The following is a 26,004-nucleotide window of genomic DNA, read 5'->3' as shown; positions in this document are numbered from 1 at the left end:
CAAAAAACTGAAGAAGTAAGGCCTATGATCAAGCACGAATGCGGCGTATTCGGCATTTACGACCATGAAGAAGCGGCTCGTCTGGCTTATTTCGGTTTGTACGCACAGCAGCATCGCGGGCAGGAAAGCGCCGGCATTGTCAGCTTTGACACAGACGGCGTACACGAACACAAGGGCATGGGCCTTGTGCCCGATGTTTTTTCAGAGGCCGACCTTAAGGCCCTGACGGGCAGAACAGCCATTGGCCATGTGCGTTATTCCACCACGGGGCGGTCTTCAAGCAGCAATGCGCAGCCCTTTCTCGCCCATTTCAAGGGGCGCGATGTGGTGCTTGCCCACAACGGCAACCTGGTCAACGCGGCCCAACTGCGCGAAGACCTTGAAAACGAAGGCGCCATTTTTTCTACCAGCAATGACACCGAAGTGTTCATGCATCTTCTGGTGCGCGCGCTCAGGCACAATGATCTGCCCGGCGCAGTCAAGGAAACCTGTGCGCGTGTGCGCGGGGCCTACTGCCTGCTGGTGATGGTGGACGGCGTCATGGTTGCTGTGCGCGACCCGCACGGCTTCCACCCGCTGGCTTTTGGCCGCATGAACGGCAGCCCTGTGTTTGCCTCGGAAACCTGTGCCTTTGACCTTTTGGAAGCACAGTTCGAGCGCTCTGTTGAGCCTGGTGAAATTGTCATTGTGAACGGCAACAGCGTGCGCAGCGAACACCTTATGGGCCCGCTGCCCGAAAGGCCGCGCCAGTGCATTTTTGAGCTGGTCTATTTTGCCCGGCCCGACTCGTATATTTTTGACGAACAGGTTTACCTGTGCCGCAAGAAAATGGGCTGGAACCTTGCTGACGAATCCGCACCAGAGGTTGATTACGTCATGCCATTCCCCGATTCGGGCATTTATCCGGCCCTTGGTTTTGCCCAACGCTCCGGCCTGCCGTATGAGCACGCCATGATACGCAACCACTACGTGGGCCGAACCTTTATTCAGCCTTCGCAGAGCATGCGCAGCTTTGGCGTGCGGGTTAAGATCAATCCCGTTCGCGAGATGATCGAAGGCAAGCGCATCTGCATTATTGACGACAGTATTGTGCGCGGCACCACCATGATGACCCGCGTTAAAAAGCTGCGCGAACTTGGGGCCAGCGAGGTGCATATCCGCATTTCCAGCCCGCCGGTAAAGTTTCCCTGTTTTTACGGCATAGACTTTTCTTCTCGCGGCGAACTTATCGCGGCCCAGCACAATCTGGCAGAGATCACCCGCAAGCTTGATGTCGATTCGCTGCATTATCTGAGTATTGACGGTCTGCTCGGTTCTGTGAGCCAGCCCCGGCACTATTGCATGGCCTGTTTTACCGGTGAATACCCCGTGCCGTGCGACGACTGCGGGGGTAAATTCAGCCTTGAATCTGCCTGCGCCGCAAGGTAGACCAGTTCTTTCACGCTGACGTGCCAGTGCCGCAGCGAGTTTTTTAAGAGGAAGCCATGAGTATCGCACGCATTAAGGGTTTTGCGGACATGTTTCCGCCTGACAGCGATCAGTTTACACGCATCGAAAACACGGCGCGTGGCGTTTTTGGCCGCTACGGATTCGTAGAGCTGCGCACGCCCCTGCTGGAGTTTACCGAGCTTTTTTGCCGCTCCATAGGCGAAGAAACCGATGTGGTGCAAAAGGAAATGTACACGTTTCCCGACCGCAAGGGACGTTCGCTCACCTTGCGGCCCGAAGCCACGGCGGGCGTCATGCGCGCCTATATCGAGAGCGGGTTGACCAACCGCGAACCTGTGAGCCGCCTGTTCACCACGGGCCCCATGTTTCGTTATGAGCGCCCGCAAAAGGGGCGCATGCGCCAGTTTCACCAGATCAACTGCGAGTGCCTGGGCAGCCAGAGCCCCATGGCCGATGCCGAACTGGTGAGCATGCTGCTGCGCTTTTTGTCAGACCTTGGGCTCACAGACCTGACACTCAAGATCAATTCGCTTGGCTGCTCCGAGTGCAGGCCCAAGTTCAAGGCGGCTCTGCTTGATTATCTTAAGGGTGTTGACCGCGATGCCCTTTGCCCCGACTGTGCCCGCAGGGTTGAAACCAATCCCCTGCGCGTGCTCGATTGCAAGCAGCCCGGTTGCCGCGCCATTACCGACAACGCCCCCAAGCTTCTCGACTACAACTGCCCAGAGTGCCGCGCTCACTTTGATACGGTCTTGCAGCTTCTGGACGGGCAGGGTTTGCCCTACGAGCTTGACCACAGGCTTGTGCGCGGTCTCGACTATTACTGCCGCACCACTTTTGAGGTGGTGAGCGGCAGCATTGGTGCGCAGGCCGCAGTTGCTGGCGGTGGCCGCTATGACGGACTGGTAAAAAGTCTTGGCGGGCCAGACGTGCCGGGCGTGGGCTTTGCCTGCGGCATGGAACGCCTTGCGCTCATGATGGGCGAGGGCGGCGGTGCAGCTGCCGATTTTTATCTGGTGGCCATGGATGTGCAAAGCCGCACCCAGGGCTGGCTGCTTGCCCAGATGCTGCGTACTGCCGGTTTGAGTGGCGAAATGAATTTCAGTGAAGGCGGTTTTAAAAGCCTTATGCGTCAGGCCGGTAAATCCGGCGCCAGGCATTGTCTGATCATAGGCCCAGATGAAGCCGCCCAGGGCACAGTGGTCGTCAAAAACCTTGAAAGCGGCGAGCAGTGCTCTGTGCCGCAGTCGGGTGTACTCCAATTCTTGCAAACGGGAACCAACAATGACTGAACAGATGCAGACACAGGACGCGCAGCAGGATGTGCAGCGCGAACACCAGAAATTCGTCACTGAGCTTGGAGACTGGCAGCGCAGTCATTCCTGCGGCCAGCTGACCATCAATAATGATGGTGAAGATGTTTGCCTGATGGGTTGGGTGCAGTACCGCCGCGACCACGGCGGCCTGATTTTTGTCGATCTGCGCGACCGCGATGGGCTGACCCAGATTGTGTTCAGCCCCGATATCGCCCCTGCGGCCCACGAAAATGCCCATATTCTGCGTTCGGAATACGTGCTTGCGGTCAAGGGCAAGGTTCGCCCCCGCCCCGACGGCATGGTCAATGCCGGTATGGTTACCGGGCAGATTGAAATTGTGGCCTATGAATGGAAGCTGCTCAACACTTCCAAAACGCCGCCTTTCCCCATCGAAGACCGCAGCGACGCTGGTGAAAACCTGCGCCTTACCTGGCGTTATCTTGATCTGCGTCGGCCGCGCATGCAGGCCAATTTGCGTTTGCGCCACAAGGTATCACAGGCTGCTCGCCGTTTTCTGGACGATAACGGCTTTACAGAAGTGGAAACCCCGGTGCTCACCAAGTCCACCCCCGAAGGTGCGCGTGACTTTCTTGTGCCCAGCCGCCTGAACAACGGCGAATTCTATGCCCTGCCGCAGTCGCCCCAGCTGTTCAAGCAGCTGCTTATGGTGGCCGGTATGGAACGCTATTTCCAGATTGTGCGCTGCTTCCGCGACGAAGATCTGCGCGCAGACCGTCAGCCCGAATTTACCCAGGTTGACCTTGAAATGAGCTTTGCCGACGAAGAACAGGTCATGGGCATTGCCGAAGGCCTCATGGCACGCGTGTTCAAGGATGTGATGGGCAAGGAACTCACTCTTCCTTTCCCCCGCATGCCCTGGGACGAAGCCATGGCCCGCTACGGCGTGGACAAGCCCGACACCCGTTTTGGCCTTGAACTGCTCGATCTTACCGAGATTGTGCGTGGCTCTGGCTTCAAGCTTTTTGCGACTGCCCAGCTGGTCAAGGGCATGAAGGTTCCTGGCGGCGAATCCATGACCCGCAAGGAAATTGACGCCTTTACCGAATTTGTCAAAATTTACGGTGCGCAGGGGCTTGCCTGGATCAAGATCAAGGCCGACGAATGGCAGTCGCCCATTGCCAAGTTCCTCTCTGAAGAAGAACGCAAGGGCATTGCGGAAGCGCTTGATCTTCAGATTGGCGACATCGTGTTTTTCCAGGCTGGCGAGCCTTCCATGGTCAATGCCGCGCTTGGCAATCTGCGTGTCCACCTTGCTAACCACCTCAAGCTGATTCCTGAAAACAGCTTTAATTTCCTGTGGGTTACAGATTTCCCCCTGTACGAGTACAACGAGGAAGACAAGCGCTATGTGGCTTGCCACCATCCCTTTACCTCGCCTGCGCCCGGCCATATGGAACTGATGGTCACCGATCCCGCCAAGGCCCGCGCCCGTGCTTACGACATGGTGCTCAACGGCTGCGAGGTGGGCGGCGGTTCCATACGTATCCATTCTGGCGAAGTGCAGCGCCGCATGTTTGAGGCCCTTGGCTTCACACCCGAACAGGCAGAAGAGCAGTTCGGCTTTCTCATTCAGGCGCTCGACCTTGGCGCGCCCCCGCACGGCGGGTTGGCCTTTGGCCTCGACCGCCTCGTAATGCTGCTTTCTTCCTCGCCCAGCATCCGCGATGTCATTGCCTTCCCCAAGACGCAAAAGGCCACCTGCCTTATGACAGACGCGCCTTCCACGGTTTCTTCGCGTCAACTGCGCGAACTGGGGCTGCGCCTGCGTGAAGTGCCCGGTACGGAGCAGAAAAAGGACGGCGCAGCAGCCGACAAGCCATAGGGGGATAATCCTGCATGATTCTTGATATTGTCGTCTATCCTGACCCCAGGCTCAAGGAAGTGTGCAAGCCTGTAACCGAGGTGACGGAAGAAATCCGTCAGCTTGCGGCTGACATGATTGAAACCATGTACGCCGCCCCCGGTGTTGGGCTTGCCGCGCCCCAGGTGGGCCGCAATATCCGCATGCTGGTCATGGACCCTGCCATGAAGGATGAGGAAAAACAGCCCAGGGTTCTCATCAACCCCGTGCTGACCCTGAGCGGCGAGGAAGTGGTCAGCGAGCAGGAGGGGTGCCTTTCCGTACCCATGAACTACCGTGCGGACGTACACCGCATGAGCAATGTTCATCTGCGCGCAACGGATCTGGATGGTAATATCATCGAAGAGGATCTTGAGGAGTTTCCCGCTATTATCATTCAGCATGAATATGACCATCTCGACGGCATACTGTTTATCGACAAGATAAGCAGGCTGCGCCGCACCCTGTACGACAGCAAGGTGAAAAAATGGCTCAAACGCAAAAGTGCCGTATAGTATTCATGGGAACGCCAGAGTTTGCCGCCGCCAGCCTGAAAAGGCTGGCGGCTTGGCCTCGTGGCGAAATTGTTGCCGTATATACCCAGCCCGACAGGCCCGCAGGCCGTGGGCATAAACTGGCAGAATCGCCTGTTAAAAAGCTGGCCTTGCAGCTTGGTCTGCCTGTTTTGCAGCCAGCCAGCCTCAAGGGCGCTGAGGCGCAGGCCGAACTTGCCGCCTTGAAGCCTGATTTTTTGGCTGTGGCAGCCTACGGCCTTATTTTGCCCGATGCCGTTCTGGCCATGCCCACGCTTGATTCCATTAATGTACACGCATCTCTTCTGCCCGGCCTGCGCGGTGCAGCGCCCATACAGCGTGCGGTGGTGGAAGGCTGGCAACCCGGCGCACGCGCCGGTATTTCCATAATGCGCATTGTCAGCAAGCTCGATGCCGGCCCCGTATTTGCCACCGATGACCTCGCAATCGGCGAGCATACCGCTGGGACGTTGCACGATGCCCTTGCGGGACTAGGCGCAGAGCTGCTGGTGCGTGTGTTTGATGACATACTGGACGGCAAGGCCAAGGCTGTTGATCAGGATGATTCCCTTGCGACCTATGCCCCAAAAATTTCCAAGGAAGACGGATTTATAGACTGGTCTTTGCCCGCTGCGCAGGTTCACGCCTGTGTGCGCGGCGTTACACCCTGGCCCGGCGCGCGCACGGTTTTTGAAACAGCCGGAACCGACGGGCTGAAAAGGTCCCCGCTTTCGCTTATCCTTTCGCCCGGCAGAGTGGGAACGCCTACGGGAGGGGCAGTGCCTGGTTCTGTTCATTCAGGTCCAGAAGGCCTCAGCGTGGCATGCGCCGATTGCTGGTATGTGCTTTCCACCGTTCGTCCACAGGGAAAGAAAGATATGTCTGCCCGCGATCTGCTCAACGGAATTTTGCGCGGGCTGCCCAAGGGTGTATGCGGTGTGGCCAGAGCGCCCGTTGCTGGAGAATGAGCCTTTTTGTCGACTTTACCGTGATCTCACAGAGGCTCTTTTGAGCCTCGTTTTTTCTTTTTAGGGGTCATAGTTCGCGTTGCGGGCTTGCGTTTCTCTCAGGGGCTTTTTCTGGCTGTTTTGGGCATTTCTAAAAAATATTCTTTCTGGCTGACGCAGCGGAGGCTCCATGTTTCGCAAATCGCCCTTTTCTCTGCCTGCCGAGCAGTACGGTGGCGCGCGCAAGCGTGTTTTTATCGGGCTTATGCTTGCCTCATGCCTCTTGCTGTGTGCTGTTGTCGCTTTTTTTCTTGTATTGCCGTGGATTGGATTTTTTTCAACCAATAACTGGCTGCCAAGTTTGAGCATTGCTGTTGGATTGAGCATTATTGTCGCTCTTTTGTGGCTTTGCATACTGCTCATTTTTCATATTTATACCGGTAAATCCTTGCCCGGTGTGGACAGTGTGCGCCACATCACTGTGCGTCTTTTTTTTCCGCTTATGGAATTGCTGGCAAAACTCGTTGGCATTGATAGAGGTAGAGTGCGTCGCAGTTTTATCAAGGTGAACAACGAGCTTGTGCTGGCCAGCGGCTGTACCGTGGAACCTGGACAGCTGTTGCTGCTTTTGCCGCATTGCGTGCAGCAGGCGCTTTGTCCCTATCGGCTGGTACACGACCCCAACAACTGTCAACGTTGCGGCAAATGCCCCGTGGGGGATCTGCTCAATCTGCGCGACAAGTATGGTGTTCGCCTGGCCATTGCCACTGGCGGAACCATTGCCCGACGCATTGTTGTGCAGACAAGACCCCGCTGCATTATTGCTGTTGCCTGTGAGCGCGATCTGACCTCTGGCATTCAGGACAGTTACCCCTTGCCTGTTTTTGGCGTTCTTAACCAGCGCCCGCATGGCCCGTGCGTAGATACCCTTGTTCCCTTGCATGCGCTGGAAGACGCGGTACGCATTTTTCTCGGATTGAAACAGCGCGTAACGCAGGGCAGGGCGTAGCATGAACCATACCGCAATAGGTCCTAAGGACATGTTTTCTTGTTTACCGCCGCAAATGCGCAGGCTTGCGCCCAATGCTCGTAATACAGCACTGGTTGCCCTTTTGCTTGTTGATGGCGGGCTGAGTGCCCAGCAGGCCTTGGCCGCAGCTTTTGCGCATGTAGAAGAGGGCAGGGCAGCACAGGGCAGTCACGCTGTTTCTTCGTCAGAGTTTTTCGCATCCTTGCCCGCTGTTGAGCGCAATTTGTGCTCCGAGCTGGTGTACGGGTTTCTGCGTACAGAAATCCGCATTGCGTTTATTTTGTCCAGGGTGTTGCCCCGCCCACAGTCCTTGCCCCGCCCTTTGCAGCTCGTGCTTGGGCTTGCCGTGTACGGCCTGCTTTTTCAGGACCGCGTTCCCGACCACGCTGCCATATATTGTGCTGTGGATACCGCTTCTGCCCTGTACGGGCAGGGCCTTGCAAAGGTCGCCAACGGTGCTTTGCGGTCGGTGCAAAGGCTTGGTGACGCGCCCCGGCAGCAGGATTTTTATGCTGCCGACGGCAGGGCGCTGGGTAGCCCCCAGGATATTGCTCTTTTTTATTCTTTGCCGGTATGGATAGTCGGGCACTGGAACAAGCACTATGGGCAGGATGCTGCCGTACAGCTGGCGCAGCGCTCCTTTGAACGCCCGTGGAGCGCCCTGCGGGTCAACGCCATGCATTCGGACGCGGTTTTGCTGCATGAGGCACTGCTTGCCTGCGGTGGTTCTGCTGTTGGACGATGGGGGGTTGCTTTTGCGCCCGGTGCTTTGCCCTCAGAGGTTAGTGGCAAGCCCCTTGCAATTTTGCAGGCTTTGGGCGCGCTTTCGTTTCAGTCGGCCGGGTCACAACTTGCCCTTGAACAGTTGGATCTTTACAACTGGGATTCCCCGGTGTGGGACGTGTGCGCGGGTTTTGGCGGCAAGACTGTCGCCCTGCTGGAGCGCGGTGTTGCAGTTCCTCTGGCTACAGACCGCAGCCGCCAGCGTTTGGCGGGTTTGCCCGGCCAGTGCCAAAGGCTCGCGCTTCCGGAGCCTGCCACGGCACTGGCTGATGCAGCCAATCCACCCGTGGCGGAGTGGAGCGGCCATATGCTTGTTGATGCTCCTTGTTCCGGCCTTGGCGTTCTTTCACGCAGGCCTGATATCCGGCGCAGACCGCAACAACAGGCTGTGGAACACGAGCAGTTGCAGCGTTGCATACTTGAGCGTTTGGTGGGCCTGCTGCAACCTGGCCGTGAGCTTGCCTACATTACCTGTACTCTGCGTGTGCAGGAAAATGAAAGGCAGATAGACCAGCTCGTGAGGAAGTATCCAAACATTCGGATGGTCAGGCAGTGGCAAACGCCCCATGATCACGCCTGGCTGGAAGGAATGTTTGGCGCAGTGGTGTGCAAGAAGTAAAAAAAAAGCGCAATGCGGAAACCCCGCATGCGCTTTTTTTATTCCTTCAAAGATTCAGTATTCAGTCATTCAGTCCACAGGGCTGCCCGTGCCTGCTGTGCAGATTTCTGGCAGCTATTCGCCTGGATTTTCAGTTTTTTCAGATGTCTCAGTTTCTTCAGCTGCTGCGGGCAGTGCAACACCAAGTTTATCAAGCAGCATTTCCAGTTCTTCCTTGCTGGCATAGGCAAGCGCAATGCGCCCGCCGTTTTCGTCGCCGCTGACCTGGGTTTTGCAGCCAAGGCTCTGGCTCAGGTTTACCTGCAATGTTTTGAACTGTGGGCTTTTTTTGCGTGGTGTCTTGGTACGCGGTTGCGGTTGCGTGTCCTGATTTTCCCAGGGCAGGGCGTTGTGCCCACGCCAGAAGGCGGCGGCCTCTTCGGCTTCGCGCACGGTTAGCTTGTGGCTGATAATGCGCTGACGCAGGGCGTCTGAAGCCATGGCGTTGTCTATGCCCAGCAGGCAGCGGGCGTGCCCGGCACTGAGCAGGCCTGCCTGTATGTCTGCCCTCGCGCCCGCGCTCAGTTGCAGCAAGCGCAATGCGTTGGCTATGGCTGGGCGGCTTTTGCCAAGACGCGCAGCCAGTTCCTCCTGCGTTAATTCCAGTGCTTCACGCAGGGCCAGCAGGGCTTCCGCTTCTTCAATGGGGTTGAGGTCTTCGCGCTGCAAGTTTTCAATAAGTGCAGCAGCCATAACCTCTTTGTCACTCAGTTCGCGCACATAGACAGGCACTTCTTTGAGCCCTGCCAGTTGTGCCGCTCGCCAGCGGCGCTCGCCAGCTACAATCTGATAGATGTTTTCGCCGCCGTGCGGGCGCACCAGCAGTGGTTGAATTATACCCTGCGATTTGATGGAATCTGCCAGTTCGCGCAATGCGGCTTCGTCAAAATGCCTGCGGGGCTGATTTGGGTTGGGCCGCAGGGATGAAACCGGCACAAGGTTAACGGCGCTTTCCTGCCCTTGCGGTTCCTGCTTTGGCGCGTTGCCGCCAAACAGAGCGTCAAGTCCTCTGCCCAATCCCTTGTTGCTGCTCATGGTTTCTCCTTCACTCTACTGCGCGTGGCTTGCCAGGCGTTTTGTTGCTTTGCGGTTTTTGCTGCCATGCCAGTGCCGGCGCACAACCGTGTTGCGATCATCTTGTTCTTTGCTTGAAAACTGCGCGTTCCCACTGTTCACATTTATTGTGTTGCTGGCTTCTGGTCTAACTTGGTGGGTTTGCTTGTTTTGTGTTCTTGACATTTCCCCTTGGGGCGCGGCAGGCTATGCGCTATTGTTGGCAGGGCAGAGGGCTTATTTTTGCCGTTGCCTGTTGCATCTGCCGTGTGCGCAATGCTTTTTGTCACTGCCCAAAGCCCTGCTTGGGTTTACCTGTATTACTACAAGGACCGTATATGCTCGACAATCCTTTGCTTCAGTATGTCACCGATGCCAAGGGCAATGTTGCCTCTGTCATCATTCCCTGGCCCCTGTGGGAAAAAATGGAACCCAAGGTTCGCAAGCTGCTTGATGCCGAGGCCGGGCCCAAGGAAATTACCCAGGCTGCTGGCCCGCTGGCCAGTTTTGACGAACTTATGCAATTTTGGGATTTCAAATACCCCTACAGCCCTTCAGTCACATGCCCTCACTGCCAGGCCACCACTGCCGATTGGCGCAATGACCCGGCACAACCCTTTGTTTTGACCAATGCCAACATTGGGGGCCTGTTGGTCTTTTATTGCCGCGCTTGCGGAACCACAATCAGGCAAAAACACTTTCACAAACACATGGCAGTCGAGCACACCACCCCCAAGGAATAGGCTTGCCTGCTATTGCAGCACGGTGTTCTTTTTGCTGGGTCTGCGCAAAACAATTTCCTTTGCCAGGCCCAGATACGCCTCTGCTCCCTTGGATTTGATATCATAGTGGATGATTGATTTGCCGTGGCTGGGAGCTTCTGAAAGGCGAACATTGCGCGGAATGACCGTTTCGAACAGATGTTCCGGAAAACACCGCCGCACTTCGTTTTTCACTTCACGGGTCAGTCTGTTACGGGTGTCGTACATGGTAAGCACCACACCAAGTAATGACAGGTCTGGGTTCAGGCGTTTTTTTACCTGCTCGTAAGTTTGCAGCAGTTTTACAATACCCTCGAGTGCAAAAAATTCGCACTGAAGCGGAATAAGCAACTCGCGCGATGCGCACAATGCGTTGAGCGTCAGCAGCCCCAGTGAGGGAGGGCAGTCAAGGATGATGTATTCATAATCGTTGCGCACGCTTTTGAGGCATTCGTCCAAAAAAAACTCGCGCGCCATTTTGTCAACCAGCTCCAGCTCAACAGCCACCAGGTTCGTGCTGGCAGGCAGTATATCTAAAAAAGGCGATCGGGTTTTTGCGATATTTTCTTTGAGTTTTTCTGGTTCATAAAAGGTATTGTACAGGTCGCCGTGCAGATCTTCCTGATGCAGGCCAATGCCGCTGGTGCTGTTGGCTTGCGGGTCACAATCAACCAGCAAAACTTTTTTTTCCATAACTGCCAACGCGGCAGAAAGGTTTATGGCAGTGGTGGTTTTGCCCACGCCGCCTTTTTGATTGGCAATGGAAATGATACGCGCCATTGAGGCCTCCCAGTCGTATAGACTGAATTTAGAGGAAGTTCTGCTTCTACCAGCATTTTTTGAGGGAGCAGGTACGTCAACGAGCATGAAATTTTTTGCAGGGCGGCAGCTTTGTATGTTTAATATGAAGGTTTTAAAACTTCGTGTTTCACATGAAACATGAGCGGCACGAGCATCTGCACTGGGTTGTTTGTAAAAGAGCAGGCTGGGAGCGTCAAGGTGAAAAGCAAAAATTTGCAAGGCAAACTTGCCCGGCGTAGCTAAAAAGCGTAGATAAACAGCCACAATCCCTTGGTTGGAGCGCATATGGAAAAAGCAAAAATTCTGCTGGTTGACGATGAATCAGACGTTACTCGCATACTGTCAAAACGGCTTGGCCGAAGAGGGTTCGAGTGCCAAACCGCCGCCAACGGGCAGGAAGCCGTTGATGCCATGGGGCAGTATGTCTATGGCGTAATTATAATGGATGTAAAAATGCCGGTGATGGATGGCATGTCTGCGCTACAGATTATCCATTCGCGCTGGCCCAAAACCCAGGTGATACTGCTTTCTGGTCATGCTGATATGCAGCTTGCGGTGCAGGCCATGAGCGAGGGAGCCTTTGGCTACCTTATGAAGCCTGTTGACATTGAAGAGCTGCTTTTTAAAATTGAAGACGCCGTTACCCAGATTCGCCTTGAGGCTGGGCAAGGCTAGAAAATTTTGTTCATAAGGAAAAAATACATGAAAAGTGGCAAAAAAATAGCTGCGGCCATGATTCTGGCCTCCAGCATGCTGGCTGGCGTTGTGCCGGGAATGCAGTGCGCCGTGGCAAACGCTGTGGAAATTACCGAAGAAAATCTGCCCAAATTTCTCGAAAAACTGTTTCGCGAGCGTCCTGAACTGGTGATGGACGTTTTGCGCAGGCAGAGCGAATCTGTGCTCGATATTGCGCAGCAGGGCTCAAATATGCGCCGTCTGCACAGCCTTGAAGCCCAGTGGGCAGCAGACATGAAGGTGAACAAAACGGTCAAGACCGAGGGCCGCCCGGTCATGGGCGCACCCAAGGCCAAGGTGCGCATAGTTGCCTTTTCTGACTTCACTTGCCATTTCTGCCAGCAGGCTTCCAAAACCGTGGACGCCATTTTGCAGGAATACGGCAAGGACGTGAGTCTTGTTTTCAAAAATATGCCTCTGGACGAAAAGGGCCCTGCCAACATTGCCTCGGCCTATTTTGTGGCCATATCGCAGCAGAGCGAAGAAAATGCGTGGCAGTTCTACAAGGCCCTTTTTGCTGACCGCGACAAGCTCATTGCCGATGGCGAGGTCTTTCTGAAAAAAACGGCTGAAGGACTCAACGTGGACATGAAGCGTCTTGCCAAGGATGTTCACAGCAAAAAGGTTACGGACATCATTGCTGAAGACCAGCAGGACGCGCAGAAGCTGGGCATTGAGGGTACGCCGTATTTTCTTGTGAACAATCTGGTGGTGCGCGGCGCGCTGCCGCTCGATCTGTTTAAAAGTGCCGTAGATATGGCGCTGAAAAACAGCAAGTAAAAATGCAGATTCTGCCAGCTTGCCAGCTTGACCTGCCCGAAATTCTGGCTGTGCAAAAGGCTGCTTTTGCAGCCGAGGCCCAACTGGTGAACGACTGGAACATACCGCCGCTCACCCAAACCCTTGATGAGCTGGCAGACGACTGGCGCAAGGGTATTATGCTCAAGGCCGTGACGGATCAGCATGCCCTTGTGGGCACGGTACGGGGCCACGAAGCGCAGGATGGTTTTTATATCGGCAGGCTTGCCGTGCTGCCGCAATGGCAGGGGAGAGGCTGCGGTTCAGCCCTGCTGGAAGCCATTATTGAACAGGCGCAAAATCGGGTGCAAAACAGGGTGCAAAGTCTGACATGTGCTGACCGCCTTGTGCTTTTTACAAGTACAAAAAGCGAGCGAAATTTGCGCTTATACGAAAGGTTTGGTTTCAGGCCTTTCAAAACGGACACAACCGCAACCGGCGTTGCGCTTGTCTGGCTGGAAAGGGTGTAGCGCGCGAACGTATGTTCTGTGTGCCCGCTGTGCCCTCTGTGCTTGGTAAATTCTGCATCTGCCAGCCGCAAGCAAGCCCGCAACGGCGAGGTACAAAAATCATCAGCAGCGCAGTACGACAACCAGATTGCTAAAATAGTTGGCAACAGGCAGTAGCCTGCGTTGTGCATCTGGGCTGAAAAATCCCCACGGGCTTTAGCAGGATATAAAAAAAGAGCAGTCCCTTACTGGGGCTGCTCTTTTTCTATGGCAACACTGGCCTGTTGCTGGCCTTAATTTCCGCGATTGCGGATTACTCTTGTCATCCAGGTGCGCAACTGGTCCAGGTCGGCCTGTTGCGTTTTTTCAGAGGCGTCAAGCAGCGTCCGCAGATTGGCAACCTCCTGTTTCAGTTCGCCCACTTCTGGGGTGGGCGTCCCACCAGGCGCGGGCAACCTCTGCACCACCAGTTGCAGCAAATGGGCAATGCCCTCTATGGCGCTGGTCTGACGCTCCAGAATCTGCAAGGCGGCAGAGGGAAAATACTCGTTGCCAACCGCAATGTCGGTCATTTCGTGCGCAGGGCAGGCATCCGCAACCGCCACGGCGTTGCGGGGAAAACGCGCGTTCAGGGCATCCTCAACCGCTGCCGCAGTGCGTGATTTTTGCATCTGCTCAAGTATTGCTGATATGACATCAAGCGTTTCACGCCGATAGCGCCTTCTGCGCCCATCGCCCACGCTGGGAATAAATTGCGCAAAGCGCTTGCAGTAGTAACGAGTGGTAGATTCTGGCAGGGAAAAATGGCGAGAAATATCCGCAATACTCAACAGGCTTTCAGCTACAGCAGCCTTGCGTGCCATATTTCCTCCCGTGCCGGAAAAGGTACGCCACCAGACTTATGGCAGGCAGTAACCCGACAAATTGAATAAAATGAGGGGAGTGGGCAGAAGCGGAAATCAGCAACAAAGTGATTCCGATGTAATTATTTTTTGAAATACTCCAAACAAAATTTAATAGCAAGCCAGCAAAGAGAAAAGGCGGCACAGGCAATGCCGATACCGCCAAAAATACCATTGCGCCATTGCGCAGTGGCGATGCTGCTAATCAGTAAACAACCCTGCGCACGGCAATAAGCTTGGTGCGCCAGTACGGTATATCAAGGCTTTCAACGCGAACGTTTTCGCCGCGTCTGGGGCTGTGGATAAAAGAATTGCCCCCCGCATAGATGCCGGTGTGCAGGCCACGTGGCCCAGAACCTGTGCGGAATACAAGTATATCACCTTGCCGTGCTGCGGAGAGCGGAACCTGTTGCCCGCTGTTGGCCTGATCAGAAGTAATGCGCGGAATTTTTACGCCATTTTCGCGATATGCCCACCAGATAAGGCCAGAACAGTCGAAGCCCTTTTGTGGAGATGCTCCACCTGGCCGGTATTTCTTGCCCATCTGCGTGTAGGCGGTCTTTACAGCCTTGCGGGCAGATTCTGGCGCAGGGCCAGAATCCGGCGCGGACCTAAAAGCGCCGCAGGCTGTCAGAAGTACGGCGCATACCAATAGCAGGGCCATGTTACGCCAAACGCGCCAAGTATGTGTGTGCATTGCTGCTTCCATGCTGCAACCTGCCGGGTTTGCAAAATTTGCAAACTGTCAAAAATTGAACACTCTGGGACTTACTTGAAGGATAGCAAATTGCGTGCCTGATGCCACCACCGTGTTTACGACTCGTTACGCCTACGGCGAGCATCGCTACAGATCGAAGCAGAAAGGAACATGAACAAAAAAACCGGCCCCGCGTGGGCGGGGCCGGTGTAATTGAGGCAGCGGCAATGGTTATGCCAAAATGCCTAGTGGACGTGTTATTGAGCGGGCTTGGCCTCTGAGCTTACGCGGGTTTGGCCGTTCCATACCTGATCTGCCTTGGGCAGAGTGGGCAGCAGCTTGGTCCAGGGGTTCTTTTTGAGGAATTCGGGATCCTGCTGCAACTTGCGGCTCATTTCAAGAATCGGGGGAACCGTTTCCTTGATGTTTTTGGAGAGCTGTTCAGCAATGCCAAATTCCGTGGCCTTGGTGGCAAGGTCAACGGCCTTCTGGCTGCACTCCATGGAGGTCATGAGCGTATCAAGGGTTTTGGCCGGGTTGTGGAAGCCAACACTGTTTTCGGCAGAAACGTAATTCCAGAACAGCTGACCCTTGCGCACCATTTCGCGCGCTTCGGTCATAAGGGCATCGTATTCAGGCGAGCGCTTGCCCTCGTATCCATTGGCAAGGCGAACAGCCTCGTGTGCCTTGACCGAGATTTCCTGAGCCTTGAGCAGTTGGTCAAAGGATTTTTTCTGGGTGTATTCCACACGGCTGCGCAGATAATCGGCGGTTTTGTCGGCATGGCACTGACGGCAGGCGCGCAGTTCGGGATCCTTGAGGGGCGAGGTCATCCAGTGGCTGGAAACCTTTTTGCCGCCCTCGCGCATGTAGGGCATGTGGCAGTCGGCGCAAGCAACGCCAGCAGCACCGTGGGGGCCATCCTGAAACATTTCGTAGTCAGGATGCTGCATCTTGATCATGCCAACCTTGGAGGCGGCGTGGGTCCAGTCAACAAATGGGCCTGGCTTGCCGTCGGTACCCTTGGGGCCATGCCCCTTGTAGTACTGGTACATGTCTTCGGGGTTAAAGCCGTTGTCCCAGGGAAACACGGGCTTGGCGGCGGGGCCGTTGTCCTTGTGGGTAAAGTAGTATTCCACATGGCACTGTGCGCACACAAGGCTGCGCTTCTGGTTACGCGAAAGCTTGGCCCAGTCTTGCCCGCTGCGCTTGAGCCAGTCTTTGAGGGGCTCGGAGTAGGGGCGCAGTTCCATGGTGACAGGATCATGGCAGTTGGCGCAGCCAATGGTTTCGTCCATGCCGTCGATCTTGTCCTTGCCGCGAAATTCGTTGACATCCTTGGACCAGAAGGCGTCGCCGTACTGCTTGACCCATTCCATCATTTTGGGGGTTTTGCAGTTCCAGCAGGTGGCGGGCAGGCCGCCCTTGCCGTCGGCGGCAAAGCGGTTGATGCGGTCGATGTTTACAAAGTCCTCGATGGCGTAAGTGTGCCCACGGGCTTCATTGTATTCGTACATGAAGGGGTAGCCCAGCCACAGGTTCTTGAGGTAGGGCTGGGCGTGTTTGAAACCCTTGGGCAAGGGATTGACGTTGTCGTTTTTGTTGTAGGGGATAGACCCCTTGTATTCCGTCATGACAGACGTTTCGTTGTTCTTCATGTACGAGGCGTACTGTTGCGGAAATTCTGTCTTGAACGACGAAATGCGCGTCGCATTTTCAGGAATGGATGTTTTGTACTTGGGTGGCTTGAGGTCTGTGGAAACATCCTGACAGCCCGTAAGCAAAACCATGCCAAGCAGGGCCGCCGCTCCCAGGGCCTTGTGTATGTTGCTCTTAGTCATTGGCTACCGTCCTTGTGCTTATGGGCATCATGCGCATGTGGGCAATACCCCGGTGGCAATCCACGCAGTAGGGCTTTGCGTCCATGCTGGCCACGTTTACATTGGTCTGACTATGGCAGGCCATGCAGTTGGCATTAACCACATCCTTGGTACGAACACTCAGAGGGCGTGGAATGTCGTGGCCTGAAATGTTGCCGATAACGTCACGTAAGCCTTCCTGGGCTTTGAACGGCAGTTTGGCCAGCAGATTGTGCGGGGCATGGCACTCGTTACAGGAAAGCTTGGCATGCGTACCCATTTTCTGGGTAACAGCCGCTTCCTGCATTATGTGACAACTGGAGCAAAACGGTCGCTGGTCAGTTGTCGTCATGGCGTACGCTAGCACACCCAAAAGCACCATTCCCGCCGCAACGCCGCCCAACAGCACCTTAAGCCATGGTCCATTGCGGGGTGTTCCCATAGAGCCTCCTTCACTCGCTCCTTGCGTGCCGCCCCAATGGCGGCAACCCTCTCAAGAAAACAAGAACCGTACCAAAATACGCAAATAAATTAAAAAAATAATAAGTAAAAAAATTGAGCTGTTATTAAAAATGGACGTATAAACCGTGATTGCAGTCACAGAAAAAATCAGAAAAATACGACAAATTCATAAAAATATGACAACTCAGGTCAAAAGGTGAGCAATGCTGCGCGAATCAATAAAAAAGTCAAAAAAAATGCCGTGGTTGGCACTTGCAGCAAGTCTTGCATGGCTGGTGCTTACCGGTGTTCTGTATAGGCAGGCCGTGCAGGTCAATGCCGAACACAGCCTCGAACTTGAGCATACACGACTTTCTACAATGGCGCAGCAATTAATGGACGCAAGAAACTGGAATGCTGCACACGGCGGTGTATATGTTGCACAAAGTGACTATGGGCAGCCCAACCCCTGGCTGCCGGAATCAGAGCGCACAGTCACCACGCAGGATGGCCGCACGCTGGTGCTGGTAAACCCGGCCTACATGAGCCGGCAGCTGGCAGAGCGCAGCTCGCGTGAAGGGGTGAGCATAAGCATCATCAGCAGCGCGCCCTTGCGGCCAGAAAACATGGCAGACGTGTGGGAACGCTCGGCCCTTGCGCGTTGTGCCGATGAAACCCCCGAAGTGTTTACACCACCACAGCAGGGCCGTGGACAAGGCCTGCGTCTGCTCAGTGTTCTTATGGCACAACAAAGCTGCCTGCGTTGCCATGTGGGCAGAAAGGTGGGCGAAGTGCTGGGCGGCATAAGTGTGAGCCAGGATGCAACGGCATTTCAGAAAAGCCTCGACAGGCAGTTGCACAACATGCGCCTGCTCTACGGCCTGCTTGCCATAACGGGCGTTCTTGCCATCGGCGGCATCACGTTCAACCTCACACACCGGCGCTGGCTGGCAGAAGAAGCCAGCCGTATGAAAAGCGCGTTTATGGGGCATCTGAGCCACGACATGCGCACGCCGCTGACCGCCATCGTCGGCATGAGCGAACTGGCACAGAAAAAAGACCTGCCGGAAGCCGAGCGCAAAAAGGCCTTGGGGTATCTGGCACAAGCGGCAGAAGCCCTGCGCGAGATGGTGGGCGACATAATGGACCATGCCGCGCTGGAGCAGGGCGCGCCTGCCCTGCGGGCCGCACCCTTTGATCTGCGCCAGTGCCTGTCAGACTGTGTGGGCCTGTACCGCCCCATTGCCGAGAGCAAGGAAATCGCGCTTACTCTGGGCATGGATCAGAATCTTCCCGCCTGAGCTGTGGGTGACAGTTTTCGCCTGCGGCAGGCCTTGGGCAATATCATCAGCAATGCGGTGAAATTTACCGAATCCGGCTCTGTGCGCGTTTACGCCACATGTATTGAAAGCACTCCCCAGTTTTTGCGACTGGCTGTGGCCGTAACAGATTCCGGCCCGGGCCTGGCAGAAGATGATCAAGTGCGGGTGTTTGAGAGTTTTCAGCGCGGTCGCGATACCGCGCATACACCCGGCACGGGCCTTGGCCTGAACATAGCACGTACTCTCGCACGGTTGATGGGGGGGGATGTGCGCTTGGCCTCGCGCCCTGGGCAGGGGGCGTGTTTTACGATTGATGTGCTGCTACAGCCTTGCGCGGAACCGCTGGCTGGGGCAGGCAATACAGATTGTGCCAATGAGCAGCAAGGGCACATGCCCCTGCAAGGCAAAAAAGTGCTGGTGGCAGAAGACACCGCGTCCATCGCCTATGCGCTACGCCAGATGCTGGCGGGCATGGGAGCAGAAGCCTGTACCGTTGCCAGTGGAGAAAATGCGCTCGAAATGTTGTGCGATCCCCGGCAAGGGCCGTGGGAGCTTGTCATACTGGACAGCCGCTTGCCGGGCATGAGCGGGCTGGAGGTGCTGACCGCCCTGCGCAAAGGCGAAACGCTGGCTCTTGCTGCAACACTGGCGGTCGTGTATACGGCCACGGCCAGCAGGGAATTTGTAGAAACCTGCGAAGACCTTGGCGCAGACGGCGTGTTTCTGAAACCCTTAAGTTTTGCCCAGTTGCGCGGTAAGCTTGATAAAATTGTCGCATCCCGGGGATGTTCTCAGGGGCAGAGGACGGGCACGCCTGTAGCCGACCAATGCGCAATGCAGTGCGAAGAAAAAAATAGTCTGCCTCCCCAGCCAGATGTGCCTAAGCCCGGCGAGCTTGAGCTGTGGAACCGCAACGCCGCACTGGAAGCGCTGGATAATGACGGCGCAGTGCTGAAAAGTCTTGTGGAAGTGCTGGCGGGCGAACTTTGTGACCGGCAGGCGGCACTGGATGCCGCATTGGCAGCAGCAGACTGGGAACAGCTGCGGCGCACGGCCCACGCCTGCAAAAATTCGGCAGGGGTCATGCGGCTCGACAGGCTGCGGGTAGCCGCTGCCGCAGCAGAGTCTGCCGAGGTCAGCAGCCTTGTGGAAGCGGCCCTGGTGTTGCGCCTTGCCATTGCAGATGCCAGAGATGCCTTGGGCGAAGAGTTGGCGGGGTAGGGCATGTACACAACAACTGTGTGTAATGCCGTCACAAACGATGCGCAGCCCACGCGCAAGGAGTCAGACTGATGGCCAGAGTGCTTGTGGTGGACGACGAGGGGCTCATGCGCACCATGGTGCAGGTGGTCTGCAACCGCATGGGGCATGAAACTCTGCTGGCGGGCAGTATTCAGGATGCCCTGCGTATGGCGGTTGAACCCGTGGATGTGGTGCTGCTCGATGTCTGGCTGCCAGACGGCAACGGGCTGGAATACCAGGCAGATTTTGCTCATTTGCCAGGAAGTCCCGATGTGGTGGTTATTACGGGCAACGGCGACGGCGACAATGCCGAGGCGGCGCTGCGCTCTGGGGCGTGGGAATTTTTGACCAAGCCCCTGCAGATGCGGGATATCGAGCAGTGTCTGAAGCAGGTTTTGCAATTCAGGCAAAACCGCATGCCAGGGAGCGAATCGCTGGTGGTCGACAGCGGGCACATCCTTGGTTCTGGGCCGGGTATGAGCCGAGCCCTCAAGCTGCTGGCGCAGGCAGCAAAAAGCGAAGTAAACGTGCTTTTGCTGGGCGAAACAGGCGTGGGCAAGGAACTGTTTGCGCGGGCGCTGTTTCGCAACAGTGGGCGGGCAGCAAGCCCCTTTATAACGGTAGACTGCGCATCGCTGCCAGAAACACTTGTAGAGAGCCATCTTTTTGGTCACAGCCGAGGGGCCTTCACCGGGGCCGACAGGGCGCGGGACGGGCTGTTGCTGGCTGCCGACAAAGGCACGCTTTTTCTGGACGAAGTGGGCGATTTGCCCCAGCCCATGCAGGGGGTGTTTTTGCGTGCTCTGGAACAGCGCCGCTTTCGGCCCGTGGGCGAAGTGCGCGAGGTCAGCAGCGACTTCAGGCTGGTGGCGGCCACCAACAAAAACCTTGAAATGATGGCAAAGGAAAACAGCTTTCGTGCAGACCTGCTCTACCGTTTGCAGGGCATTACCATCGTGATTCCTCCCTTGCGCGAAAGGCTGGACGAAATTCCAGCCCTGGCCCGGCAGGCCATTGCCCGTTATTGCCTTGGCAGCGACCAGCCCAAAAAAATCCTTTCGGATGATGCCCTGGGCATGCTGCTGGAATATAGCTGGCCGGGCAACGTGCGCGAACTGATCCACTGTATCCAGCGGGCCTGTCTTACCGCAGGCAAGGGGGATCTGCTGCTGCCCGTGCATCTGCCCACCCATATGCGGGTGGATTGTGTGCGCAGGCGTATGGGGCAGGCTGCTCATGAGGGCAGCGCAAAGGGGCTTGCGGCATCGGCGGCTTGTGGCTTGTCGGTACAGGATATGGCCGGGCAGGATATTGCCGGGCAAAACCCACCCAGCCTGCGCGAGTGGAAGTTGCAGGCAGAAAAAGCCTACGTGCGGCAAGTGTGGGACTTGAGCGGCGAGGACGTGCGCAAGGCTGCCGAAGTGGCGGGCATATCGCGAGGCCACTGGTACGAGCTGATGAAAAAAATCGGTTTGTAGCAGCGCATATATTTTGTAAATAGGCGCGTCAGAGAAGAAAAAAACGGCATTTGCCCAGGGAGCTTGCGTCAAAAAATAAAAGGAGCTATAGGCGAGAAAAACGGGCATTGAAAGGCAATGTTAGAGATTATGAACAAGAGTCCCATTACCGTTAGAGGCTATGTTGCGGCAGTGCCGCGTTGTGTGGATGCCAGGCAGGCCCGTGTTGCTGTTGTGCTGGACGATGTGGAATACCGCATTGTGCCGCGCGGCGCGGGGGTTGATCTGGACGACGAAGTAAGCATGCCTGTGGAAGTTTCGGGCCTTGTGGAAGAGGCGGACGGCGTGGTTTACCTCACCGTGCGCGGCTACAAGGTGCTTGAAGACGACTCCTGGCTCGAAGAATAGCCTCGTTTCCTGCGCAAGCAGATACTCTCAGCTGCTGTTATTTGCCGGATATGGCATTTGTCAGGCCGGAGAGAATGTTGCGTCCAATTTTTCAGCACGGCCCCGCCTTGCCACTGGCAGACACGGGGCCTGTGTTGCATTCAGTATCCCGTTGAGTTCACAACAGCTTACACGGCGCCTCTGGCGCTTTTTTTTGCCTGCGCCAAGGCAGCGGCAAGAATATCAGAGAAGGCTGATCTGTTTGTGCTCCTTGCGGGTATGCGCGGCCAGCGAGCTGTGGCGGCAAAAATCGCGTATCTGGTTCATAAAGGGCGATGCTGACAGGCGCAGGGTGCGCCCATAAAGGGTACGCTGCGCGCAGTGGCTCAAAAAAAGCGCCCGCGCCGCCCGTGTAAGCCCCACATAGAGCAGCCTGCGCTCTTCATCAAGATAGGTTGCTTGGCTGTTATTAACCAGTGCGCCGTTTTCTGCCCCGGCAGGAAACAGCATGCCGCGTTGCAGGGGCAACAGGCCGTCTTCCAGCCCAGGTATAAATACAGCCCGAAATTCAAGACCCTTTGAAGCGTGCAACGTCAAAATTTGTACCCGTTCGGCCTTTTCGCGCACCAGTTCTGCCTCGCGCAGCCAGGCCAGCTCTTCAAAAAATCCCGCCCAGCTGCCGCACTGCTTCCATGTGCGGCACAGCTGCCGCCAGCTGTTGCTGCCGGTAAACAAAGCGCCCGCCCATTGCCTGCCCGCAAGCCAGCCCGACATGCTTTCGGGCGCGGGCAGACCGCCAGCTGCGCACCACTCTTGCGGCAAGGTGTCGCCCTCGTCAGCGGCATTGGCTTCGTCAGGCGTTTCCGCAAAAAATTGCGCAAAACCGCAAGCCGCGCCCAGCAGGGACAAAAGGCGCGCGCAGGCAGTATCTTGCCAAAAAGCATCTTGAGCGGGTGCAGCGCAAGGAATGCCAGCTTTTTCAAGGGCGGCCTGCAAGGGTGCGATCTGGGCCTTGAGCCGCACAAGAACCGCAATGTCGCCCGGCGCGAGGGTTCCGGCAAGGCCGTACAGGTCGTCGGGATCCTGCCTGTCCATAAGTGTGTGGGCCGTTGCGCCAAGCAGATGCTGCACGCGAGCGGCCACCCAGCGGGCCTCGGCATGTTCGTCGGGTGCGGTAAAGAGGCGCAAGTCAGCCGAAAGCTCTTGCGCTGCCTTCAGCGGGCCGCACTGCCCCTTGTGCAGCAAAAGGCTGCGGGCCATGTCGAGCACGCTCTGGCTTGAGCGGTAGCTCTTTCCAAGCCGGTAAACCTCCAGCCCCGGCCAGCAGGCGCGCAAGCTGGTTTCGCTCTGGCCCGTGACACCGCGAAAACCGTAAATGGCCTGATCCGGGTCGCCAATGCCAAAAAATCCGCTGCCGTCGGCAGGCAACAGTGAGCGCACAATGGCGAGCTGCACGGCAGAAAGATCCTGCACTTCGTCCACCAGCACGTGACGGGGCCTTTCGCTCTGGGGCAAGGTGTTGGCATGGGCCAACCACCACTCCAGCAGATCGGCATAATCCACATAGCGCTGCCCTGCATTTTTGCGGGCCGCGTAGTTGGCAGCGGCCTGCGCCAGCGGGCTTTGGGCAGGCTCGTGCGCCAGGCTTGCCCCTTCACGCGCCAGTACAAGGCGATTCCACAGGTCACGGGCTTCGCGTGCCTCAAGGCCGGGGTTGGAAAGCCGAAAGAGATTGCGCGCCGCGTCATCGCCGAGCAGCAGCGGGGGATTGTCGCCGCTGGCAGCGCGCAGGGCAGCCCAGGCCATGCCGTGCAGGGTATCGCACTGCGGCGCAGCGCCATGATTTGCAGTAAAAACGCCCGCAAGCCTTTCGCGCAGTTCGTTGGCGGCACGCCGCGTAAAGGTGACGGCCAGCACACGGCCCATGTTTTCACCCTGTTCTGCAAGCCACTGCAAGCGCCCCACAAGCACGCGGGTTTTACCCGCACCGGGGCCAGCCAGCACCAGTACGGGCGCAGGCCCGGCGGTGAGGGCCGCCTGCTGTTCGGCTGAATAGGCAAAAGCATAAGCCTGGATGTCAGGTTTTGTGGCAGATTTTACGGCAGAAAAATTGGTGGCAGTGTCGGCTTCAGCCGTTTCTGCAAGAGGTTGCGCGGCGCGGCGCACCCGCACGGCAGAAGGGCCAGCGGTTGTGATTGACGCGCAGCCTGCATCGGCAGCCTTTTTGCGGCCCCTCTTGGCAGGCGCTTTAACACCGGGCAGGGCTCCGCGCATGTCGGCCAGTTCCTCTGGGGCAAAAACGCGTACAGTGCCGTATTCACCGTCATAGCCGCCCTCGCGGAAGACCTGCCCGCGCCGCATGCGGGCCACGGCCTCGCCCAGCGGCTCCCAGTGGGCGCGAATGTCGGCTTCTGGCAGGCGGCAAAGAATATCCAGTTCCGGCCCAAGTTCATGCAACAGGCGGCTGTACCGCTCCTGCACCCTGCGTGATGTCGGGCCCACTTCAAGTATTTCGCCCACCACCTCGGCCAGCGGAATAAGAGGGCGCACCTCTGGTTCGTGCGGCAGTTCCGGCGCGGTTTCCCGGTCGGCCAGTTCCAGAACGCGGTGCAGCACCCCCACGGTCAGCGGCTTGCCGCAGACAGGGCAGATATTGCCAAGGGCCAGAGAATCCTTTGGTTCCAGCACCACGTTGCAGGCACGGTGGCCGTCGAGGTGGTACTTGCCCTCGTCGGGGTAGAATTCCATTGTGCCGATAAAGCGGCAAGCAAGGCCGCTCTGGTCTTGCCGACGGGCAGAGGCGCGCAGGGCCGCAAACATGCCCGCATAGCTGGGTTGCCCGGCAAACAGATTTGCCTCGCGGCCCAGGTTGGCCCCGGAATGCGCGTCCGAATTGGAAACAAGCGCGTAGCCGTCAAGCCCGCTGATAAGCCGGTTCATGGCCGGGTCGGAAGAAAGGCCGGTCTCCAGGGCAAAAATATGTTCAGAAAGATCACCATAGCAGTCTTCAAGCCTGTCAAAGCCCGATTTGGAGCCAAAAAGTGCAAACCAGGGCGTCCACACGTGGGCGGGAATCATCACCGAATCTGGGGCGCATTCCAGCATGATTTCAAGCAGATCACGCGAATCAAGCCCCAGAATGGGGCGGCCGTCGGCATTGAGGTTGCCGATCTGCGCCAGACGCCGCGAAAGGCGCTCCGCATCCTCAAGGGTGGGCACAAACACAAGGTTGTGAACCTTGCGCACCTTGCCGCCGCGTTTGTAGATGGAGCTGATCTCGGTCTGCAACATGAACAGGGGGGCCGGGGATGCCAGCAGGCCGGGGCCGCCGGATGCCCCCATGAATTCGAGGTTTTCCGGCTCCACAGCCAGCCGGTACAGGCCGGTGGCCTCGTCGAGCACCAGCTGTTCGCCCAGCTCTGCCCGCCATTGCGGGTGCGTAAAGTCGCCCGTGCCCAAGACATTGATGCCCTTGCAGCGGGCCCAGGCAGCCAGATGACGCGGATTGAGGGCCTTGCTTGTGGCGCGCGAAAAGCGGGAATGTATGTGCAGATCAGCTATGAAGTTCATGGTTCACCCTGCGGCGATGCGGTGTGGATATTCTGTTGTATTGTCAGTAAAAATGCAGCCAGCGCCTCTGCCACTTCAACCAAGCCAGGAACAGAAGCGCAGGGCCTGCGCCGACCAGCGGGGGGCGCAGGAACGGCCCTTGCCCGCAGTTGTTTGGCGTGTGTGCAGCGTCAGAGGTGCTTCAAGTGCGGTCTGGTGGGCCGTGTTTTTGCGGGCCAGCACAAGTACCCGCAGGGCTGGCTTTGACGCGTGCGTTCTGACCGGCAGAACACCGCGCAGGCCAAAACCGGCGGCATCGAGCGCGCCGCAAAGCTGCGGCAGGGCCAGCGCGTCGTAAATGCAAAAAAAATGTCCCTGATGCCGCAGCAGAGTGGCAGCAGCCCGGCAAAAGACATGCAGCACGTCTTTGCGGTCTTGCTTGTCCTGCGTACCACGCAAGGCACGTTCGCGCATCTGGCTGGTCGAGGGCCGGCCTTCTACGCCGTAGGGCGGATTGGCCAGAACCAGATCGAGGTTTGCGGCCTTGCCGACCAAAGTGCCGGGCAGGGCCGAAAGAAATGTTGATGCAGCCAGATCGGCCTGCGCAAAGTGCAGCCTGTCTGCAAGGCCAAGAAGCTGGGCGTTGGCGGCGGCGGCCTGCACAAGGGGAAGTTCCCTCTCCAGCCCCAGACCGGTGATGCCAGGGCAGCGCAGGGCCAGACCCAGCAGGGCCGCGCCACAGCCGCAGCCCAGCTCGGCGGCCACAAGCCTGTTGCGCCCCGCGCCGTTCATGCCTTCCACGTGGCGGGCGGCATAGGCTGCCAGCAAAAGAGCGTCCGCGCCAAAGCGCAGGCTGCCTTCCGGCTGCTGAAGCCCACGCGGAAAAAGCTGTCGGGCGCTGTGAATGGCTTGTTGCGTGTGCATTGCGGTTCCTGCGCAAAAGGGCCGCCCACAGAAAAGCATTCCTGCTGGCG

General features: G+C 57.0%; 24 protein-coding genes. 15 read left to right on the top strand and 9 right to left on the bottom strand.

All coding sequences use genetic code 11. From position 1 onward, the window contains the following. Positions 1 to 24 precede the first annotated feature (24 nt). The 5 genes from purF to fmt are packed head-to-tail and all read left to right on the top strand — an operon-like array spanning position 25 to position 6,127. Entirely contained in the window at positions 25 to 1,428 is a 1,404-nt protein-coding gene (purF, locus tag ACE3NW_RS06560; RefSeq protein ID WP_374281626.1) for an amidophosphoribosyltransferase, read from the top strand. A gap of 56 nt (positions 1,429 to 1,484) precedes the next feature. Beyond that, a complete protein-coding gene (gene hisS / locus ACE3NW_RS06555) occupies positions 1,485 to 2,741 on the top strand; it encodes a histidine--tRNA ligase (protein WP_374281616.1) in 1,257 nt (418 codons plus the stop codon). Beyond that, entirely contained in the window at positions 2,734 to 4,608 is a 1,875-nt protein-coding gene (gene aspS, locus ACE3NW_RS06550) for an aspartate--tRNA ligase (protein WP_374281614.1), read from the top strand. Before hisS ends, aspS begins: the two co-directional genes overlap by 8 nt. Before the next feature lie 14 nt (positions 4,609 to 4,622). Further along, on the top strand, positions 4,623 to 5,141 hold the full coding sequence (gene def, locus ACE3NW_RS06545) for a peptide deformylase (RefSeq protein WP_374281612.1): 519 nt from the start codon (positions 4,623 to 4,625) through the stop codon (positions 5,139 to 5,141). Beyond that, a complete protein-coding gene (gene fmt / locus ACE3NW_RS06540) occupies positions 5,114 to 6,127 on the top strand; it encodes a methionyl-tRNA formyltransferase (RefSeq protein ID WP_374281610.1) in 1,014 nt (337 codons plus the stop codon). Before def ends, fmt begins: the two co-directional genes overlap by 28 nt. A gap of 60 nt (positions 6,128 to 6,187) precedes the next feature. Here the strand turns inward: fmt and ACE3NW_RS06535 are convergent, their stop codons facing one another. Continuing rightward, a complete protein-coding gene (locus tag ACE3NW_RS06535; RefSeq protein ID WP_374281628.1) occupies positions 6,188 to 6,520 on the bottom strand; it encodes a hypothetical protein in 333 nt (110 codons plus the stop codon). An 88-nt stretch (positions 6,521 to 6,608) separates the two neighbouring features. On the opposite strand from ACE3NW_RS06535, the gene ACE3NW_RS06530 reads away from it, so the two are divergent. Further along, the gene (locus ACE3NW_RS06530; RefSeq protein WP_374281624.1) at positions 6,609 to 7,115 is read left to right on the top strand and encodes a DUF116 domain-containing protein; all 507 of its coding nucleotides are present in this window, start codon (positions 6,609 to 6,611) and stop codon (positions 7,113 to 7,115) included. Position 7,116: 1 nt separating this feature from the next. After that, entirely contained in the window at positions 7,117 to 8,538 is a 1,422-nt protein-coding gene (locus ACE3NW_RS06525; protein ID WP_374281608.1) for a transcription antitermination factor NusB, read from the top strand. A 114-nt stretch (positions 8,539 to 8,652) separates the two neighbouring features. Here ACE3NW_RS06525 and ACE3NW_RS06520 read toward each other — a convergent pair whose 3' ends face one another. Continuing rightward, on the bottom strand, positions 8,653 to 9,612 hold the full coding sequence (locus ACE3NW_RS06520) for a ParB/RepB/Spo0J family partition protein (protein ID WP_374281606.1): 960 nt from the start codon (positions 9,610 to 9,612) through the stop codon (positions 8,653 to 8,655). Between the two features lie 356 nt (positions 9,613 to 9,968). On the opposite strand from ACE3NW_RS06520, the gene ACE3NW_RS06515 reads away from it, so the two are divergent. Further along, positions 9,969 to 10,373: a hypothetical protein gene (locus ACE3NW_RS06515; RefSeq protein WP_374281604.1), complete on the top strand. Its 405-nt coding sequence runs from the start codon at positions 9,969 to 9,971 to the stop codon at positions 10,371 to 10,373. Positions 10,374 to 10,382: 9 nt separating this feature from the next. On the opposite strand, the gene ACE3NW_RS06510 is transcribed toward ACE3NW_RS06515, so the two are convergent. Next, complete coding sequence (locus ACE3NW_RS06510) at positions 10,383 to 11,171, bottom strand: ParA family protein (RefSeq protein ID WP_136398550.1); 789 nt, start codon at positions 11,169 to 11,171, stop codon at positions 10,383 to 10,385. 306 nt (positions 11,172 to 11,477) lie between these two features. Between ACE3NW_RS06510 and ACE3NW_RS06505 the strand changes: the two genes are divergently transcribed. From ACE3NW_RS06505 to ACE3NW_RS06495, 3 genes are read left to right on the top strand one after another with little or no spacing between them, the layout of a single operon-like run. Then, on the top strand, positions 11,478 to 11,867 hold the full coding sequence (locus tag ACE3NW_RS06505; RefSeq protein ID WP_374281602.1) for a response regulator: 390 nt from the start codon (positions 11,478 to 11,480) through the stop codon (positions 11,865 to 11,867). A 27-nt stretch (positions 11,868 to 11,894) separates the two neighbouring features. Next, positions 11,895 to 12,707: a DsbA family protein gene (locus ACE3NW_RS06500; protein WP_374281600.1), complete on the top strand. Its 813-nt coding sequence runs from the start codon at positions 11,895 to 11,897 to the stop codon at positions 12,705 to 12,707. A gap of 2 nt (positions 12,708 to 12,709) precedes the next feature. Next, a complete protein-coding gene (locus ACE3NW_RS06495) occupies positions 12,710 to 13,195 on the top strand; it encodes a GNAT family N-acetyltransferase (protein ID WP_374281598.1) in 486 nt (161 codons plus the stop codon). A gap of 272 nt (positions 13,196 to 13,467) precedes the next feature. Here ACE3NW_RS06495 and ACE3NW_RS06490 read toward each other — a convergent pair whose 3' ends face one another. The 4 genes from ACE3NW_RS06490 to ACE3NW_RS06475 form a co-directional block, all read right to left on the bottom strand. Then, positions 13,468 to 14,037 (bottom strand): MerR family transcriptional regulator, encoded by a 570-nt coding sequence (locus ACE3NW_RS06490; RefSeq protein WP_374281596.1) that lies wholly within the window; start codon positions 14,035 to 14,037, stop codon positions 13,468 to 13,470. 244 nt (positions 14,038 to 14,281) lie between these two features. Beyond that, a complete protein-coding gene (locus tag ACE3NW_RS06485) occupies positions 14,282 to 14,773 on the bottom strand; it encodes a C40 family peptidase (RefSeq protein WP_374281594.1) in 492 nt (163 codons plus the stop codon). 257 nt (positions 14,774 to 15,030) lie between these two features. Continuing rightward, complete coding sequence (locus ACE3NW_RS06480) at positions 15,031 to 16,614, bottom strand: ammonia-forming cytochrome c nitrite reductase subunit c552 (protein WP_374281592.1); 1,584 nt, start codon at positions 16,612 to 16,614, stop codon at positions 15,031 to 15,033. Then, positions 16,607 to 17,074 (bottom strand): cytochrome c3 family protein, encoded by a 468-nt coding sequence (locus tag ACE3NW_RS06475; protein ID WP_374281590.1) that lies wholly within the window; start codon positions 17,072 to 17,074, stop codon positions 16,607 to 16,609. Before ACE3NW_RS06475 ends, ACE3NW_RS06480 begins: the two co-directional genes overlap by 8 nt. Positions 17,075 to 17,330: 256 nt before the next feature. Here ACE3NW_RS06475 and ACE3NW_RS06470 point away from each other — a divergent pair, with 256 nt between their 5' ends. The 4 genes from ACE3NW_RS06470 (at position 17,331) to ACE3NW_RS06455 (ending at position 21,502) form a co-directional block, all read left to right on the top strand. Continuing rightward, positions 17,331 to 18,374: a DUF3365 domain-containing protein gene (locus ACE3NW_RS06470; RefSeq protein ID WP_374281588.1), complete on the top strand. Its 1,044-nt coding sequence runs from the start codon at positions 17,331 to 17,333 to the stop codon at positions 18,372 to 18,374. 3 nt (positions 18,375 to 18,377) lie between these two features. Further along, a complete protein-coding gene (locus ACE3NW_RS06465; protein ID WP_374281586.1) occupies positions 18,378 to 19,616 on the top strand; it encodes an ATP-binding protein in 1,239 nt (412 codons plus the stop codon). Between the two features lie 71 nt (positions 19,617 to 19,687). Beyond that, positions 19,688 to 21,115 (top strand): sigma-54-dependent transcriptional regulator, encoded by a 1,428-nt coding sequence (locus ACE3NW_RS06460; RefSeq protein ID WP_374281584.1) that lies wholly within the window; start codon positions 19,688 to 19,690, stop codon positions 21,113 to 21,115. Positions 21,116 to 21,244: 129 nt separating this feature from the next. Continuing rightward, positions 21,245 to 21,502, top strand: coding sequence for a hypothetical protein (locus tag ACE3NW_RS06455; RefSeq protein ID WP_374281582.1), 258 nt, complete (start codon positions 21,245 to 21,247; stop codon positions 21,500 to 21,502). Positions 21,503 to 21,724: 222 nt separating this feature from the next. On the opposite strand, the gene ACE3NW_RS06450 is transcribed toward ACE3NW_RS06455, so the two are convergent. Further along, a complete protein-coding gene (locus ACE3NW_RS06450; protein ID WP_374281579.1) occupies positions 21,725 to 25,051 on the bottom strand; it encodes a UvrD-helicase domain-containing protein in 3,327 nt (1,108 codons plus the stop codon). 75 nt (positions 25,052 to 25,126) lie between these two features. Further along, the gene (locus ACE3NW_RS06445; protein ID WP_374281577.1) at positions 25,127 to 25,954 is read right to left on the bottom strand and encodes an N-6 DNA methylase; all 828 of its coding nucleotides are present in this window, start codon (positions 25,952 to 25,954) and stop codon (positions 25,127 to 25,129) included. Positions 25,955 to 26,004: the final 50 nt, after the last annotated feature.

Origin of the sequence: Desulfovibrio sp. (assembly GCF_041907885.1) — a bacterium.
Lineage (GTDB): Bacteria > Desulfobacterota > Desulfovibrionia > Desulfovibrionales > Desulfovibrionaceae > Desulfovibrio.
The sequence above is the reverse complement of the archived record's forward strand: the minus strand, read 5'-3'. Positions and strand labels throughout refer to the sequence as shown.

Bases quoted from the DNA above. Each gene is read 5' to 3' on its own strand.
- ACE3NW_RS06500 (WP_374281600.1), top strand. From the start codon at position 11,895: ATGAAAAGTGGCAAAAAAATAGCTGCGGCCATGATTCTGGCCTCCAGC.
- aspS (WP_374281614.1), top strand. From the start codon at position 2,734: ATGACTGAACAGATGCAGACACAGGACGCGCAGCAGGATGTGCAGCGC.
- ACE3NW_RS06520 (WP_374281606.1), bottom strand. From the start codon at position 9,612: ATGAGCAGCAACAAGGGATTGGGCAGAGGACTTGACGCTCTGTTTGGC.
- ACE3NW_RS06510 (WP_136398550.1), bottom strand. From the start codon at position 11,171: ATGGCGCGTATCATTTCCATTGCCAATCAAAAAGGCGGCGTGGGCAAA.
- ACE3NW_RS06475 (WP_374281590.1), bottom strand. From the start codon at position 17,074: ATGGGAACACCCCGCAATGGACCATGGCTTAAGGTGCTGTTGGGCGGC.
- ACE3NW_RS06460 (WP_374281584.1), top strand. From the start codon at position 19,688: ATGGCCAGAGTGCTTGTGGTGGACGACGAGGGGCTCATGCGCACCATG.
- ACE3NW_RS06495 (WP_374281598.1), top strand. From the start codon at position 12,710: ATGCAGATTCTGCCAGCTTGCCAGCTTGACCTGCCCGAAATTCTGGCT.
- fmt (WP_374281610.1), top strand. From the start codon at position 5,114: ATGGCTCAAACGCAAAAGTGCCGTATAGTATTCATGGGAACGCCAGAG.
- ACE3NW_RS06515 (WP_374281604.1), top strand. From the start codon at position 9,969: ATGCTCGACAATCCTTTGCTTCAGTATGTCACCGATGCCAAGGGCAAT.
- ACE3NW_RS06505 (WP_374281602.1), top strand. From the start codon at position 11,478: ATGGAAAAAGCAAAAATTCTGCTGGTTGACGATGAATCAGACGTTACT.
- ACE3NW_RS06490 (WP_374281596.1), bottom strand. From the start codon at position 14,037: ATGGCACGCAAGGCTGCTGTAGCTGAAAGCCTGTTGAGTATTGCGGAT.
- ACE3NW_RS06485 (WP_374281594.1), bottom strand. From the start codon at position 14,773: ATGCACACACATACTTGGCGCGTTTGGCGTAACATGGCCCTGCTATTG.
- hisS (WP_374281616.1), top strand. From the start codon at position 1,485: ATGAGTATCGCACGCATTAAGGGTTTTGCGGACATGTTTCCGCCTGAC.
- ACE3NW_RS06530 (WP_374281624.1), top strand. From the start codon at position 6,609: ATGGAATTGCTGGCAAAACTCGTTGGCATTGATAGAGGTAGAGTGCGT.
- purF (WP_374281626.1), top strand. From the start codon at position 25: ATGATCAAGCACGAATGCGGCGTATTCGGCATTTACGACCATGAAGAA.
- ACE3NW_RS06450 (WP_374281579.1), bottom strand. From the start codon at position 25,051: ATGAACTTCATAGCTGATCTGCACATACATTCCCGCTTTTCGCGCGCC.
- ACE3NW_RS06535 (WP_374281628.1), bottom strand. From the start codon at position 6,520: ATGCAAAGCCACAAAAGAGCGACAATAATGCTCAATCCAACAGCAATG.
- ACE3NW_RS06445 (WP_374281577.1), bottom strand. From the start codon at position 25,954: ATGCACACGCAACAAGCCATTCACAGCGCCCGACAGCTTTTTCCGCGT.
- ACE3NW_RS06470 (WP_374281588.1), top strand. From the start codon at position 17,331: ATGCCGTGGTTGGCACTTGCAGCAAGTCTTGCATGGCTGGTGCTTACC.
- def (WP_374281612.1), top strand. From the start codon at position 4,623: ATGATTCTTGATATTGTCGTCTATCCTGACCCCAGGCTCAAGGAAGTG.
- ACE3NW_RS06455 (WP_374281582.1), top strand. From the start codon at position 21,245: ATGAACAAGAGTCCCATTACCGTTAGAGGCTATGTTGCGGCAGTGCCG.
- ACE3NW_RS06525 (WP_374281608.1), top strand. From the start codon at position 7,117: ATGAACCATACCGCAATAGGTCCTAAGGACATGTTTTCTTGTTTACCG.
- ACE3NW_RS06480 (WP_374281592.1), bottom strand. From the start codon at position 16,614: ATGACTAAGAGCAACATACACAAGGCCCTGGGAGCGGCGGCCCTGCTT.